Genomic DNA, 14,224 nt, shown 5'->3' with positions numbered 1-14,224 from the left:
AGCAACAGGCTTTGATGTCTCAGAATGAGTTTGATGCGTCGTAGGGCCAATAAATCCAAGGATTTGCGCGGTTTGGATCAAACTCAGGCCCTGAGCGTGATTGTACTCACATCGGTGTTAAAACATCCCTCAGGCACCAATCGTTCATGTTTTTCGTGCAGGCAGAGCGATATGCTTATTTGATGGTTGCTATGCTGCGAAGGCCAGAGGCACTCTGTGGTCGGGGATTAAGGCGATCAGGGGCATGTCGATGGCTATCCAATTTATGTCAGGTTTCAACCATTGTGAGGCCGGGATCGGGGCGCTTTTCACTGATGTCTTCACAGCCTCAGAAGGGGCGGATGAAGGCAAACAGATCGGCGCGTTTGTGCGCGATCTGATGGTAAATACGGCCGAAGAGGATCTTTATGTGTTTTCAGCCGTCGAAGATGGCGTTCTGCTTGGGTGCATCTTCCTGTCCCGTATGTGGTTCGCGCAGGATGCGCGGCAGGTGTTCATTCTGTCCCCAGTCGCGGTCAGGACAGACCATCAGAAGGCCGGAATTGGGCAGGCTCTGATCCGTCATGGACTGGATCAGCTGCGCGCAGCGGGGGTGGATGTGGTCTTTACCTATGGAGACCCGACCTATTACGGCAAAACGGGATTCCTGCCGGTTTCAGAGGCGGTTGCGCAGGCGCCCTTGAAGCTGAGCTATCCGCACGGTTGGCTGGCGCAATCCCTGTCGGGGGACCAGATGCACCCCTTGAAAGGCGCGTCGCGCTGTGTTGCGGCGTTGAACCGGCCCGAGCTTTGGTAGGCGTCAGTATCCTTCGATCTCGCCGCCCTGTTGCCAGGGTTTGACCAGATTGCCAAAGCGGGTGAACTGGGCCTCGAATGACAGCTCGACCGTGCCGATGGGGCCGTGGCGCTGCTTGCCGACGATAACCTCGGCCTTGCCATGCAGGCGTTCCATGGCCTGCTTCCACTCTTCCATCTTTTCCAGCTCGTGATCGCCGGGTTTTTCGCGTTCCTTATAGTATTCCTCGCGGAACACGAACATCACCACGTCTGCGTCCTGTTCGATCGAGCCCGATTCCCGCAGGTCGGACAGTTGCGGGCGCTTGTCGTCGCGGTTTTCGACCTGACGCGATAGCTGTGACAGGGCGATGACCGGGATATTGAGTTCCTTGGCGATGGCTTTCATGCCCATCGAAATCTCGGCAATCTCGTTGACGCGGTTGTCGGCCATACCGCGGCAGAGTTGTAGATAGTCGATCACCAGCAGGTCCAGCCCATGCGTCCGCTTCAGCCGCCGCGCACGGGCAGCAAGCTGAGAAATGGGCAGGGCGGGGGTGTCGTCGATGAACAGCGGGCAGGCTTCCAGTTCTTTGGCCGCGTCCACGAAACGGCGGAACTCGGCCTCGGTCATGTCACCCTGACGGATCTTGTGAGACGAAATCTCGGAGGCTTCGGCCAGAACCCGGCCCGCCAACTGTTCTGCGCTCATTTCGAGCGAGAAGAATCCGACCACACCGCCGTCAACCGCGCCTTCGCTGCCATCGGGTTTCAACCCGCGCTTGTAGGCCTTGGCCACGTTGAACGCCACGTTGGTCGCCAGCGAGGTTTTACCCATCGACGGACGACCGGCCAGAATGATCAGGTCGGACGGGTGCAATCCGCCCAACTGCTTGTCGAGATCGGCCAGACCGGTGGAAATCCCCGCCATGCCGCCACCGCGCTGGTACGCCTCGTTAGTGACGTTGACGGCTTCTGTGACCGCCTTAAGGAAGGATTGAAAGCCTTGCTCGGTCTGGCCCTGCTCGGATAGCTGATAGAGCTGTTGCTCGGCCTCGACGATTTGTTCCTTGGGCTCGCTGCTGACATCGACCCGCGCCGCCTTGTCCGAGATATCCCGACCCAGCCGGATCAACTCGCGCCGGATGGCGAGGTCATAGATCATCTGGGCATAGTCGTGCACCGCAAACGCGCTGATCGACGCGCCGGCCAGTTTGACCAGATAGGCCGGGCCGCCCAGTTCCTTCAGCCCCTCATCCTCGGCCATGAAGGATTTCAGCGTGACCGGCGAGGCCAGCGCATTCTTGGCGATGCGGGTGGCCGCGACTTCGTAGATGCGTGAATGGACAGGGTCATAGAAATGCTCGGCCCCGATGATCGAGGCGACCCGGTCATAGAGGTCGTTATTGGTCAGGATCGCACCCAGAAGCTGCTGTTCGGCCTCGATGGAGTGCGGCATGGTTTCGGCATTCTGAATCTGTGCCGCTGCCTGCTCGATACTGCTGATCTCGTTCATCTTGTCCCCGCTGCCCACGGCGCTTTCTACACGCAATTCCGGCGTGTCGGCTATCTGGAAATCCCTGTGGCTAACTATGGATAAAGCCTTGGGATAACTTTCCGGATAGTTTGGATACCTGCGTATGCCTGGTCTATTATGTATGAACTCGGTAAAAAGTCACCAGATATCGTGGTCTGCGACCCGATTCTTTAAGACTTATCCCCAATTCATCCACAGGAGATTTACGTGGATTTGTTCGCTTCCTGCCAGCCGCGCGGGTCGTTCAGGAAAGCCTCGACACCGTTAAGGGTCTCTTCATCAAACGCTTTCTGCGCTTTGGCTTCGGCCAGAACATCCCACCACGTGCAGAGTGAATGCAGCTTCACCCCATGATCACCCAGCGTTTTCTCGGTCTCTGGGAAAATACCGTAGTAGAAAATCACCGCAGTATGCCCACAAGTGGCACCGGTTTCGCGGATCGCGTCGACGAAAGACAGTTTCGAGCCGCCATCGGTGGTCAGATCCTCGACCAGAAGCACGCGTTCCCCTTCGCTCATCGCGCCTTCGATGCGGGCGTTGCGGCCATAGCCTTTGGGTTTCTTGCGCACGTAGGTCATCGGCAGCGCCATGCGCTCGGCGACCATTGCGGCGAAGGGAATGCCTGCGGTCTCACCACCTGCAATATTGTCGAACGCCTCGAATCCGGCGTCGCGCATCACGGTGACGGTCAGGAAATCCATCAGGGTCGAGCGGATGCGCGGGTATGAGATCAGCTTGCGGCAGTCGATATAGGTTGGGCTGGGCAGGCCGGATGCCAGCGTGAACGGTTCGCGCGAATTGAAATGTACCGCTTTGATCTCCAGCAGCATCCGCGCGGTCAGGCGGGCGATTTCGGTGCTGTCGGGGAAGGAACTGGGGATCATAGCGCAAACCTCTGGGCTGGAAGGGTGTCGCAGGCTGATAGCCCGAGCCCCGGTGCAGAGTCGAGGGGGCTGACCAAAAGAAAAGCGGACCCCCAAGAGGTCCGCTTTGCCCTTGCGGGCGGCAGAGCGCTAAGGTGGGCTTAGCTGCTCATGTCATAGGCGCGTTCCCCATGTACCGAAAGGTCGAGCCCGTTTGTTTCGGTCTCTGCGTCTACGCGAAGCGGGGTGATCAACGCAACCACCTTCACCAACACAATCGTGACAATTACCGTAAAGGCACCCACGATCACCAGCCCGCCCAACTGCGCGGTCCATGTGCCCAGACCGAACAGCGCGATCATCAGAGTACCAAAGATACCCCCGACACCGTGAACGGCGAAAACGTCCAGCGTGTCGTCGATGTTCAACTTGTTACGGATCACGCTGACGGCCTCCTGACACAGGATACCTGCAACCGCACCGATGATCAGAGCCTGAACCGGACCCACAAAACCCGAGGCCGGGGTGATCGAGGCCAGACCCGCGATGGTGCCGGTCACCAGACCAACCATCGAGGCCTTGCCAAAGCGGATGCGTTCCCACATCGCCCAGGTCAGCGACGCGGTAGCGGCGGACAGATGCGTGACGGTCATGGCCATCGCAGCGCCTCCGTCAGCTGCCAGTTGCGAGCCGCCGTTGAAGCCGAACCAACCGACCCATAGCATCGCGGCGCCTACCATCACGTAACCGGGGTTGTGCGGCGGTGTCGTTCGATTGCGGCGCGGGCCGAGGACAACGGCAATGATCAGTGCCGCCAAACCGGCGGTTTCGTGGACGACGATGCCGCCCGCAAAATCGCGCACGCCGATCTCTCCCAGAATGCCTCCGTCCGCGAGCATCCCGCCACCCCAGATCCAATGCACCACAGGCGCATAACACAGCAGCATCCACAGCGCCGAGAAGGTGAGGACAAAGCCAAAGCCCACCCGCTCGACATAGGCGCCGACGATCAGAGCAGGGGTGATAATGGCAAAAGTCATTTGGAAGGCGAAGAACAGCACCTCGGGCAGGGTACCCGCAAGGCTGTCGGCGTCCACACCGTTCAGGAACGCTTTGCCCAAACCGCCCCACAGGCCGCTTTCACCCGGGCCGAAGGCGATGGAATAGCCTGCGACTAGCCACAGAATGCTCATCAAACAGGCAATCGAGAAGCAGTGCATGAAGACGCTGAGTACATTTCGGGCACGGACAAGCCCGCCATAGAACAGGGCAAGGCCCGGCAATGTCATGAACAGGACCAGTGCTGTTGCCACGATGATCCACGCTGTATCGGCTCCGTTCATGGGCCGCTCTCCTTTCCCTTTGGGCGTCGGGCGGGGTCGCCCGATGCGTCGCGAGTGGTGTGGGGCGGTTTGAAGCCGAGCCGGGTTGGGGAAAAAAGAGGCAGAGGTGCAAAAAGCCGCCTGTTTGGGCGGCTTTTTCTCAAATGACGATTGGTTTTGCGCCCTTTTGGCGCTTATGCCCTATAATTAAGCGGATTGCGAAAGGCCGCTCAGCAACATCTGCAACGCGTGATCGCGCGCGGCTTTGCGCACGTTGTCCCGCCCCAGCGCGCCGAATTCTACAGTTTCGGTGCGGGTTGGATGTGCCGCGCGGGCCAGCCCGAAACAGACGCGCCCTTCGGGTTTGTGCTCTGACCCGCCGGGGCCTGCGATGCCGGTGATCGAAACCGCCAGTTGCACGTGCGCGTTCCGCAGCGCGCCCTCGGCCATTTCGCGGGCAACCTGTTCCGAGACTGCACCATGGGCTTCAAGCGTGTCAGCGTGTACGCCCAACATTTCCCGCTTGGCGGTGTTGGTATAGGTGACGAAACCACGCTCGACCACGGCAGAGCTGCCGGGAATATCGGTCAGCGCGGCGGCGACCATGCCGCCGGTGCAGCTTTCGGCGGTGGCGATCATCACGCCCTGCGCCCTGGCGCGGTCGAGGATTTCGGTCGCGGTCACAGGCCCAGCACTCCGTGCGAAAACCCGGCCAGCAGCGCCACACCGATTGCGGCAAAGATGCCCGCAATCACGTCGTCCAGCATCACGCCCATCGGGTCTCCGCGCCGGTCGGCCCAACCGACCGGGCCGGGTTTGGTGATGTCGAACAGTCGGAACAGCAGGAAACCGGCGATCCAGCCGGGCCACAGCGCGGTGATTTCGATCCCGTGCGCCCATGAAGGGTAGGAAATCGCCCAGAGCGCGATGAATTGGCCCGCGACCTCATCAATGACGATCTCGGACGGGTCGTGGTCTTCCTGTCCTGCGGTCATTACGCGCGTGGCCCAGAGGCCACCGATGAAGGCTGCGAGTGTTCCGATGACCAGAAGGGGGAAGCCGCCCAGCATGTGCAGCACCCAGGCCAATGGCAGCGCGGCCAGCGACCCCCATGTGCCGGGGGCAGGGCGCAGGTAGCCAACGCCACAGACGGTTCCGATCAGACGCGCCGCAGTCATGACTTCACCAGACAGGCGGTGGCGAGCGAAGCGATGCCCTCGCTGCGGCCGGTAAAGCCCAGCCGCTCGGACGTGGTGGCCTTGACCGAGACCTGATCGGCGCGCAGGCCCATGATCAGGGCCATCTGATCCCGCATTGCCGCGGCGTGCGGACCGATCTTGGGGTATTCGCAGACCAGCGTACAATCGACATTCGAAATGGCATATCCCATCTGCCCGGCCAGATCGACGGCATGGCGCAGGAATATCTCGCTGGCTGCACCTTTCCACTGCGGATCAGAGGGCGGGAAATGCTGCCCGATATCGCCCTGCGCCAGCGCGCCATAGATCGCGTCGGTGACCGCGTGCATTCCGACATCGGCATCGGAATGGCCCTGCAATCCTCGGTCATGCGGTACCTTTACGCCGCAGAGGATCACGTGGTCTCCGTCGCCAAAGCGGTGCACGTCATAGCCGTTGCCCAGCCTTACATCCATATCTTTACCCATTATGCGTTCTGCCCGGTCGAAATCTTCGGGCCGGGTGATTTTCAGGTTATCCGCGTCGCCCGGAATGATCGCAACATCAATCCCGGCAGCGCGTGCGACTTCGACATCATCTGCGGCACCCCCCGGATGGGTCGCGTGGGCGGTAGTGATTGCGCCGTAGTGAAACCCTTGCGGCGTTTGCGCAGCGTACAGACCGGACCGGTCCTGTGTGCCTGTTACCACCGATCCATCCCCGGTCCAGAGCGCGTCGGTGACCGCCAGACCCGGCGCGGCTGCGGGATACGTGTCGAGCGCAGCCAGAACATCGTGGATTACCCGAGCACTGACACAAGGCCGTGCAACGTCGTGGATCAGAACCTTTCTAACGCCATATGCTTCCAAGGCCCGCAGCCCGTTGCGGACCGATCCGGCCCGGTCTGTGCCGCCCGGCGCCAGAATCAGGTCGGTTGCGCCGAATTCGTCCCAGGCGGCGGTGTCTTCTTCGGCCAGCACCAGAACGATATGGTCAACCAGACCCCTGAACCTTTCAATGGTCCAATCGGCGACGCGTTGGCCAGCCAAAGCGCGCCACTGTTTGGGCATACCGCCCCCGGCGCGCTGGCCGCGTCCGGCGGCGACGATGATGGCGGCTGTGGTCATCTGCGGGTTCTCCTGATTGGGGCATTGTTTAGGGGGCGGTGAATGCAGAGGCAATCACCCGCGTCAACATGCCCAATAATTAGGCAAATGATGATTTTGCAGGCTTGAATGGCGCCGTTTTGTTGTTCATATGCTGCGATTTCGATATCAAATGCGCAACTGCTCAAGGATTAGGCACATTGACCCTGCATCTTGCTGATAAGGATCTGACCCCTCCGGTGCTGCTGGCACCCATGGCCGGAATCACGGACCGACCGTTTCGGGATCTGGTGATGCGCTTTGGCGCGGGCATGGTGGTCAGTGAAATGGTCGCCAGTCAGGAGATGGTACAGGCCAAACCGGGCGTGCGCGAACGGGCCGAACTGTCGGCGGATGTGGAAAACACTGCCGTGCAACTGGCCGGACGTGAGGCGCATTGGATGGCCGAGGCCGCCCGGCAGGTCGTCGATCGGGGCGCGCGGGTGATCGATATCAACATGGGCTGTCCCGCCAAGAAGGTAACCAACGGCTATTCCGGCTCGGCTTTGTTGAAGACGCCGGATCATGCGTTGACGCTGATCGAGGCCGTCGTGAGTGCGGTGGACGTGCCGGTGACGTTGAAGACACGGCTGGGGTGGGATGACACTCTGCTGAACGCACCCGATGTGGCGCGGCGGGCGCAGGACGCAGGCATTCGGATGGTCACGATCCATGGGCGCACCCGCTGTCAGTTCTACAAGGGCCGCGCCGACTGGCACGCGATCCGGGCAGTGAAAGAAGCGGTCTCGATCCCCGTCATCGCAAATGGCGATATCATTGACACGGAGGCCGCGAAAAGCGCGCTGGATCAATCCGGGGCTGACGGAGTGATGGTGGGACGCGGCGCGCAGGGCAAGCCTTGGCTGCTGGCACAGATATGTCACGATCTTTATGGCGCTGAAGCTCCGATCATTCCGACGGGTTCGGACCTGATCGACATGGTGCGCGCGCATTATCAGGCGATGCTGGCGTTCTATGGCGCTGATCTGGGTCTGCGTGTCGCGCGCAAGCATCTGGGCTGGTACATGGATGAAGCCGGGACACAGGCCACCTTGCGGCGCGCGGTTCTGACGTCGCGCGATACGGATGAGGTTCTGAACCTTCTTGGCGATGCGCTGAGCGACCGGGCGGAGGTGGCGGCGTGACCTCGGACCAAAGCATCTGGAGCTCGCTTCCGGTTCCGGCCTTCATCATTGATTCTGAGGATCGTATTTCCGACGTCAATTCCTCGGGCGAGGGGTTTCTGAACGCCTCACGCAAGGCGGTGATCGGACACCCGGTCTGGGATCAACTGGCGGTCGATGCACCGTTGGAGGAGGCGTTCTTGCGCGCCCGTCAGCAGGGCACGCCCTTGTTCGTGAATGATGTGGATGTGGGCTCGGGCAATCGCGCGCCGCTGCAATGCGCGCTGCAGATCGCGCCGCTGATGGGGCATCCTGGCTCGATGATCATGATCATTTCGCCCCGCGAGTTGGCGGGTCGGATGACGCGGGGCAATACGGTGAAATCGGCGGCGCAGTCTGCCATCGGCATGGCCGAGATGCTGGCGCATGAGATCAAGAACCCCTTGGCTGGAATTACCGGCGCGGCGCAATTGCTCAGCATGAATATCTCGCAGCAAGACCTTGAACTCACAGACCTTATCGTCGAGGAAAGCCGCCGCATCGTGAAGCTGTTGGAGCAGGTGGAGCAGTTCGGAAACCTGTCGCAACCCGATTTCAAGCCGGTCAATATACACGACGTTCTGGACCGTGCGCGCCGCTCGGCGCTGCTGGGGTTTGGCGCGCATATGACCATTGTCGAGGATTATGACCCGTCGCTGCCATTGGCCTACGGAGACCCGGATCAGTTCTTGCAGGTGATCCTGAACTTGCTCAAGAACGCCTCGGAAGTCGCTGAAGGCAATGGCACAATCCGGCTGCGAACTTATTTCGAGCATTCCTTTCGGCTGCGGCGCAGTGACGGGTCCGGTCATTTGCTGCCCTTGCAGATTGAGATCATCGATGACGGGCCGGGCCTGCCCGAGGATATCCAGAGCGATATCTTCGATCCGTTCGTCTCGGGCAAGGAAAACGGCACCGGTCTTGGGCTGGCGCTGGTGAGCAAGATCGTTTCCGACCACGACGGCTGGATTTCAGCGGAATCGGTGCCCGGGCGCACCGTCTTCCGCCTGTCCCTGCGGCGCGCGCCGCCGGACGCCTATGAAAAGGAGAGCATCTGATGGATGGCACAGTTCTGGTTGCCGATGACGACCGCACGATCCGCACGGTTCTGACACAGGCCCTCACGCGGGCGGGGTGCAAGGTACATGCGACCTCGTCGCTGACCACGCTGATGCGCTGGGTGGCCGAGGGAAAGGGTGACGTGGTGATTTCGGACGTGGTGATGCCGGATGGAAACGGATTGGAGATGCTGCCCAAGATCGCGCAGGACCGTCCCGGTTTGCCGGTCATCGTGATCTCGGCCCAGAACACTATCATGACGGCCATTCAGGCAGCCGAGGCCGAGGCTTATGACTATCTGCCCAAGCCGTTCGACCTGCCCGATCTGATGAAGCGCACCGCCCGTGCGCTGGACCAGAAACAGCGCGCGCAGGTTGATCCTGTTGCGGTCGTCGAAGACCGCCCGGAAGACCTGCCGCTGGTGGGGCGCACCCCGGTGATGCAGGCGCTGTATCGTCTGGTGGCACGGGTGATGAATACCGATCTGTCGGTAATGATTTCGGGCGAAAGCGGTACGGGTAAGTCCCTGATCGGGCGTGCCATTCACGATTTTTCGGACCGTCGGACGCTGCCGTTTGTAACCGCGACGGCCGCCGATCTGAGCGATCTGGAAGGCCCCGCGCGGGTGATGGCACGCGTGCGGGGCGGGACGCTGCTGATTGATGAGATTGCCGATATCGATGACGAAATTCAGGCCCGCATCGTGCGGATGATGGACACGACCGGCGATCATGTGCCGCGTTTCATGGCCACCAGCCAAACGGATCTGACCGAAGCGATGGAGAGCGGCCGCGTGCGGCAAGACCTCTATTACCGCCTTTGCGGTGCAACGATCCATGTTCCGGCCTTGCGGGAACGGGTCGATGATATCACTTTGCTCACTGATCACTTTCTGGCGCGGGAAGAGCGGGACAGCGGCACGCAACGCCGTCTCAGCCCCGAGGCCGCTGAACTGGTGCGCCGGTATTCCTGGCCCGGGAATGTGCGCCAACTGGAAAACGCGATCCGCCGCCTCAGCCTGACCAGCCGCGTCGATGAAATTTCGCGCACCGAAGTTGAGATGGTGCTGGGCAGTCAGCCCGAGGCTGAACCGGTTCTGGGCGATGGCGAGCGCGAGAAGCTGTCTGCCTCGGTCGGTCGCCACCTGCGACGCTATTTCGATCTGCACGGAAATATCCTGCCGCCTCCGGGCCTGTATCAGCGCATTCTGCGCGAGGTCGAGGTGCCATTGATCGAAATCGCATTGGATGCGACCGGCGGCAATCAGGCAAAATGTGCCGATCTTCTGGGGATTAACCGAAATACGCTGCGGAAAAAGATCACCGACCTCGATATTCAGGTGACACGTCGTCGCAAACTGATGTAATATCGCCACACAAACCGTGGCATTCGGGTTCGCACCCGGGAACGACCACGACATATGGCGGTACGCCGCGAAAGCGGCACATCAGTAAGAGGGCAGACGGTGGCAACCCGGGCACAGAACGGGCCGATCCTATCGATCAACCGGTGGCGCAAGTCCCGGAAGATGCGCAATTTCAGCACCTTGGGCCTTGTTATGTTGGGCCCGGTTCTGGCGCTGGCGACATATCTGGTCATCGGTCCTTTCGATCTTGGCACCGCAGCCCCGACGCTGCGGCTGATACTTCTGGCCGATCTGGTTTACGTGCTGGTCGTGGCCGCACTTGTGCTGGGGCAGCTGTTCAGTCTGATCGCAGCGCGGCGGGCCAAATCGGCAGGGTCGCGTCTTCACCTGCGTTTGATCGGCGCATTCACGCTGTTGGCTCTGGTGCCGACCGTCACGGTGGCGATCTTCGCCGGTCTGACCGTGAATATCGGTCTTGAGGGCTGGTTTTCGGACCGGGTGCGGCAGGTAGTGGGTTCCTCCCTCAGCGCGGCGGAAGCCTATGAACAAGAGCACCGGCAGGGTCTGACGCAGGATGCCACAGTTCTGGCGCGGTTTCTGGATAACGCGAGAACGCTGAACTACTACATCTCGGATGCCGAACTGCGTGAGGTTCTGGCCCAGGGGCAGGCGCAAATTCAGCGCGGCCTGCGCGAGGCCTATGTAATAGATGGCATTGGTGAGATCCGGTCGCGTGGCGATCGTTCCTACCTGTTCGACTACGAAGCCCCAACGCCGGAAGAGATGATCGAGGCGAATGATCAGGGCATGGTCATCATCGCCGATTGGGAAAACAGCGAGTTCCGCGCGCTTGTACCGCTGCAGGCTTATCTGGACCGCTATCTTTATGTCAGTCGTGAGGTAGATGGCGAGCTGTTGACGCTGCTCGATGAAACCAAGGAAACAGCGCAGTTCTACAGCCAGCTGGAGAGTGAACGGGGCAGGGTGCTGTTCGAATTCGGTCTTTTGTATCTGGGGTTTGCGGTGATCCTGATCCTGGCCGCCATGTCACTGGGCATGTGGTTTGCCGAGCGGCTATCGCGCCCGGTTGGCCGCCTGACGACGGCCGCGCAACGCGTCGGTGCCGGGGATCTGAGCGTTCAGGTCTACGAAGAGGCCAGCGATGATGAGATCGCCATGCTGGGCCGTTACTTCAACCAGATGACCCGCCAGTTGAAAGGCCAGCGCGATACGCTGCTGGAAAACACGCGCCACATCGAGCGCAGGCGGCGGCTGTTCGACTCGGTGCTGAGTTCTGTGACTTCGGGTGTCGTGGGGGTCGATCCCGATGGCTGCGTGACCTTTGTGAACCGTTCGGCTGAACGTTTGCTGGATTGGTCAGGCGGAGAGCAGCATCTGGCCATCGGCATTGCCGTGCCCGAGTTCCTGCCGCTGTTCGACGACCTGAAATCCAGCGGGCAGGAGGCGGTGCAGGGCGAGGTAAAGGTGACACGCAAGGGGCAGCTGGAAAACCTGCTGGTGCGCATGGCCACACGGCGCGGTGAAGATGGCGGGCTGGAAGGTTATGTGGTGGCCTTCGATGACGTGACCGATCTGGTCAGCGCCCAGCGTATGGCGGCCTGGGGGGACGTGGCCCGAAGGATCGCGCATGAGATCAAGAACCCGCTGACCCCGATCCAATTGAGCGCCGAGCGCATAAAACGTAAATTCTCGCGTAAGCTGGATGAGGAAGATTGCGACAGTCTCGAGTCGATGACGGACGTGATCGTACGACAGACCAACGATCTGCGGCGGATCGTGGATGAGTTCTCGAAATTCGCCCGGATGCCGGAACCGGAACGGCGGGAAGAGAATATTGTGGGCCTGGTGCGCGAGGCAGTGTTGCTGCAGCAGGCCGGGCAGCCGGATGTGCAGATCGACGCCGATCTGCCCGAGGATGCGATTATGGCGGACGTGGATGCCACCATGCTCAGCCAGGCGCTGACCAACCTGATCAAGAACGCAGGCGAAGCCATTGGAACGCTGAAAGAAAAGGGCGCGCCGGACAATCTGAAACCTCAGATCAAAGTGGCGGTTTCCAGCGACGACGCGGGTACGCAAATCACTATTGCCGACAACGGTATCGGCCTGCCCGAAGACCGGGCGCGGCTGTTTGAACCGTATGTGACAACTCGTGATGAGGGCACCGGTCTCGGCTTGCCTATCGTGAAGAAAATCATCGAAGAACATGGCGGAGCGCTGACATTGGAAGATGCGCCCACATTCGACGGACAGGACCATTTCGGCGCGATGGCTGTCATTCGTCTTCCCGGGGTCTCAGGCGACCCGACAATCGCGCCGGAAAAACAGGCGATTAAAACAAACAAACTGAAAGCAGGCCAAAGATGAGCGACATTCTGATCGTAGATGACGAACGCGATATTCGCGAATTGGTGTCCGATATTCTCGAGGACGAAGGCTATTCCACCCGGCTGGCGGCAAACTCGGACGAGTGTATGTCGTCGATCAATGCCGAACCTCCGGGGCTGTTGATTCTGGATATCTGGCTGAAGGACAGCCGCATGGATGGGATCGACATCCTGAAGGCGGTGAAACGCGACAACCCGGATGTGCCGGTGGTGATCATTTCGGGCCATGGCAATATCGAGATAGCAGTGGCTGCCATCAAACAAGGTGCATACGACTTTATCGAAAAGCCCTTCAACATAGACCAGTTGATGGTGGTGATCCGCCGCGCCATGGAAACCTCGCGCCTGCGCCGCGAGAATGCCTCGCTGAAGCGCAAAGAGGTGAGCTGTTCGGACATGATCGGCAAGTCGGCTTCGTTCCGGGCGATGCAGGGTCAGTTGGACAAGGTGACCAAATCGAACGGGCGCGTGATGCTGAGCGGCCCTGCCGGGTCGGGCAAGGAAATCGCCGCACGTTATATCCACGCCCATTCCAACCGCGCGAATGCCCCCTTCGTCACGGTGAACTGCGCAGGGATCGAGCCTGAGCGGGTCGAAGAGGTTCTGTTCGGGCGCGAATCCTCGGAACGCGGGATCGAATCCGGGCTGCTGGAAGAGGCGCATGGCGGCGTGATCTATTTCGATGAGGTCGCCGATATGCCCTTGGGCACGCAGTCCAAGATCCTGCGGGTTCTGGTGGATCAGCAGTTCCAGCGGGTGGGCGGCAGTGACAAGGTGCGGGTCGATCTGCGCGTCATCTCGTCGACCAACCGCGATCTGGAAACTGAGATTGCAGCCGAACGCTTCCGCGAAGAGCTGTATCATCGCCTGAACGTCGTGCCGATTGCGGTTCCGTCTCTGGAAGAACGGCGCGAGGATATTCCGGTTCTGGCGCAGCATTTCATCGAGATGTGCAACGAGACACAGGGCTTGCCAGCCCGTGATTTGACAGACGAGGCGGTCGCGCTGCTGCAAACGATGACGTGGCCGGGCAACGTGCGCCAGCTCAAGAACCTGATCGAGCGTGTGCTGATCCTTGGCGATGGCACCGGCCCGATCGAGGCGCGCGAACTGCCGAGCGAGGAAGAAAAATCCGACGAGTCCGGTCGTGTTGTTCTGTCTGGCGCATTGGCGACCCTGCCGCTGCGTGAGGCACGCGAGGCGTTCGAGCGCGAATATCTGCTGACCCAGATCAACCGTTTCGGCGGCAATATCAGCCGCACCGCCAGCTTTGTCGGCATGGAGCGCAGTGCACTACATCGCAAGCTGAAATCGCTGGGGGTCGTGACTTCGAACAAATCGGGCGCACGTGTCGCGCAGATTGACGAACCTGAACCGGCAGAGTGATTTCGCCGACCAAAGGGGGGCCG

12 protein-coding genes are annotated in these 14,224 nt (G+C 60.5%); 6 read left to right on the top strand and 6 right to left on the bottom strand.

What is annotated here, in order from left to right:
* The first annotated feature begins 250 nt into the window (after positions 1 to 250).
* Positions 251 to 796 carry a GNAT family N-acetyltransferase gene (locus tag ACR3E4_RS17430; protein WP_480532099.1) on the top strand — a complete coding sequence of 182 codons (546 nt, stop codon included), beginning with the start codon at positions 251 to 253 and terminating at the stop codon, positions 794 to 796.
* Positions 797 to 799: 3 nt separating this feature from the next.
* Here ACR3E4_RS17430 and ACR3E4_RS17425 read toward each other — a convergent pair whose 3' ends face one another.
* From ACR3E4_RS17425 to ACR3E4_RS17400, 6 genes are all read right to left on the bottom strand, one after another.
* On the bottom strand, positions 800 to 2,290 hold the full coding sequence (locus tag ACR3E4_RS17425; protein WP_480532102.1) for a replicative DNA helicase: 1,491 nt from the start codon (positions 2,288 to 2,290) through the stop codon (positions 800 to 802).
* Positions 2,291 to 2,514: 224 nt separating this feature from the next.
* Positions 2,515 to 3,195, bottom strand: a complete 681-nt coding sequence (locus ACR3E4_RS17420; protein WP_480532104.1) for an orotate phosphoribosyltransferase — start codon at positions 3,193 to 3,195, stop codon at positions 2,515 to 2,517.
* 140 nt (positions 3,196 to 3,335) lie between these two features.
* Positions 3,336 to 4,517 (bottom strand): ammonium transporter, encoded by a 1,182-nt coding sequence (locus tag ACR3E4_RS17415; protein WP_480532106.1) that lies wholly within the window; start codon positions 4,515 to 4,517, stop codon positions 3,336 to 3,338.
* 186 nt (positions 4,518 to 4,703) lie between these two features.
* Complete coding sequence (locus ACR3E4_RS17410; RefSeq protein ID WP_480532108.1) at positions 4,704 to 5,180, bottom strand: CinA family protein; 477 nt, start codon at positions 5,178 to 5,180, stop codon at positions 4,704 to 4,706.
* Positions 5,177 to 5,674 carry a phosphatidylglycerophosphatase A family protein gene (locus tag ACR3E4_RS17405; protein WP_480532110.1) on the bottom strand — a complete coding sequence of 166 codons (498 nt, stop codon included), beginning with the start codon at positions 5,672 to 5,674 and terminating at the stop codon, positions 5,177 to 5,179. The genes ACR3E4_RS17410 and ACR3E4_RS17405 overlap by 4 nt, the downstream gene beginning before the upstream one ends.
* Positions 5,671 to 6,801 carry a bifunctional 2-C-methyl-D-erythritol 4-phosphate cytidylyltransferase/2-C-methyl-D-erythritol 2,4-cyclodiphosphate synthase gene (locus tag ACR3E4_RS17400; RefSeq protein ID WP_480532112.1) on the bottom strand — a complete coding sequence of 377 codons (1,131 nt, stop codon included), beginning with the start codon at positions 6,799 to 6,801 and terminating at the stop codon, positions 5,671 to 5,673. Before ACR3E4_RS17400 ends, ACR3E4_RS17405 begins: the two co-directional genes overlap by 4 nt.
* A gap of 179 nt (positions 6,802 to 6,980) precedes the next feature.
* On the opposite strand from ACR3E4_RS17400, the gene dusB reads away from it, so the two are divergent.
* The 5 genes from dusB (at position 6,981) to ntrX (ending at position 14,201) form a co-directional block, all read left to right on the top strand.
* Positions 6,981 to 7,964: a tRNA dihydrouridine synthase DusB gene (gene dusB / locus ACR3E4_RS17395; protein ID WP_480532114.1), complete on the top strand. Its 984-nt coding sequence runs from the start codon at positions 6,981 to 6,983 to the stop codon at positions 7,962 to 7,964.
* Positions 7,961 to 9,040 carry a two-component system sensor histidine kinase NtrB gene (locus ACR3E4_RS17390; protein ID WP_480532116.1) on the top strand — a complete coding sequence of 360 codons (1,080 nt, stop codon included), beginning with the start codon at positions 7,961 to 7,963 and terminating at the stop codon, positions 9,038 to 9,040. The genes dusB and ACR3E4_RS17390 overlap by 4 nt, the downstream gene beginning before the upstream one ends.
* Positions 9,040 to 10,407: a response regulator gene (locus tag ACR3E4_RS17385; protein WP_480532118.1), complete on the top strand. Its 1,368-nt coding sequence runs from the start codon at positions 9,040 to 9,042 to the stop codon at positions 10,405 to 10,407. Before ACR3E4_RS17390 ends, ACR3E4_RS17385 begins: the two co-directional genes overlap by 1 nt.
* 162 nt (positions 10,408 to 10,569) lie before the next feature.
* Positions 10,570 to 12,795, top strand: coding sequence for a sensor histidine kinase NtrY-like (locus ACR3E4_RS17380; protein WP_480532359.1), 2,226 nt, complete (start codon positions 10,570 to 10,572; stop codon positions 12,793 to 12,795).
* Entirely contained in the window at positions 12,792 to 14,201 is a 1,410-nt protein-coding gene (gene ntrX, locus ACR3E4_RS17375) for a nitrogen assimilation response regulator NtrX (RefSeq protein WP_480532120.1), read from the top strand. The genes ACR3E4_RS17380 and ntrX overlap by 4 nt, the downstream gene beginning before the upstream one ends.
* Positions 14,202 to 14,224 lie beyond the last annotated feature (23 nt).

The sequence above is a fragment of the Ruegeria sp. AP11 genome, from assembly GCF_056535865.1.
Note: the sequence above shows the minus strand (reverse complement) of the source record. Positions and strands in the feature narration are given on the sequence as shown.

Coding starts and splice junctions, on each gene's coding strand:
- ACR3E4_RS17420 (WP_480532104.1), bottom strand. CDS start 3,195: ATGATCCCCAGTTCCTTCCCCGACAGCACCGAAATCGCCCGCCTGACC.
- ACR3E4_RS17400 (WP_480532112.1), bottom strand. CDS start 6,801: ATGACCACAGCCGCCATCATCGTCGCCGCCGGACGCGGCCAGCGCGCC.
- ntrX (WP_480532120.1), top strand. CDS start 12,792: ATGAGCGACATTCTGATCGTAGATGACGAACGCGATATTCGCGAATTG.
- ACR3E4_RS17430 (WP_480532099.1), top strand. CDS start 251: ATGGCTATCCAATTTATGTCAGGTTTCAACCATTGTGAGGCCGGGATC.
- ACR3E4_RS17405 (WP_480532110.1), bottom strand. CDS start 5,674: ATGACTGCGGCGCGTCTGATCGGAACCGTCTGTGGCGTTGGCTACCTG.
- ACR3E4_RS17415 (WP_480532106.1), bottom strand. CDS start 4,517: ATGAACGGAGCCGATACAGCGTGGATCATCGTGGCAACAGCACTGGTC.
- ACR3E4_RS17425 (WP_480532102.1), bottom strand. CDS start 2,290: ATGAACGAGATCAGCAGTATCGAGCAGGCAGCGGCACAGATTCAGAAT.
- ACR3E4_RS17385 (WP_480532118.1), top strand. CDS start 9,040: ATGGATGGCACAGTTCTGGTTGCCGATGACGACCGCACGATCCGCACG.
- ACR3E4_RS17380 (WP_480532359.1), top strand. CDS start 10,570: ATGCGCAATTTCAGCACCTTGGGCCTTGTTATGTTGGGCCCGGTTCTG.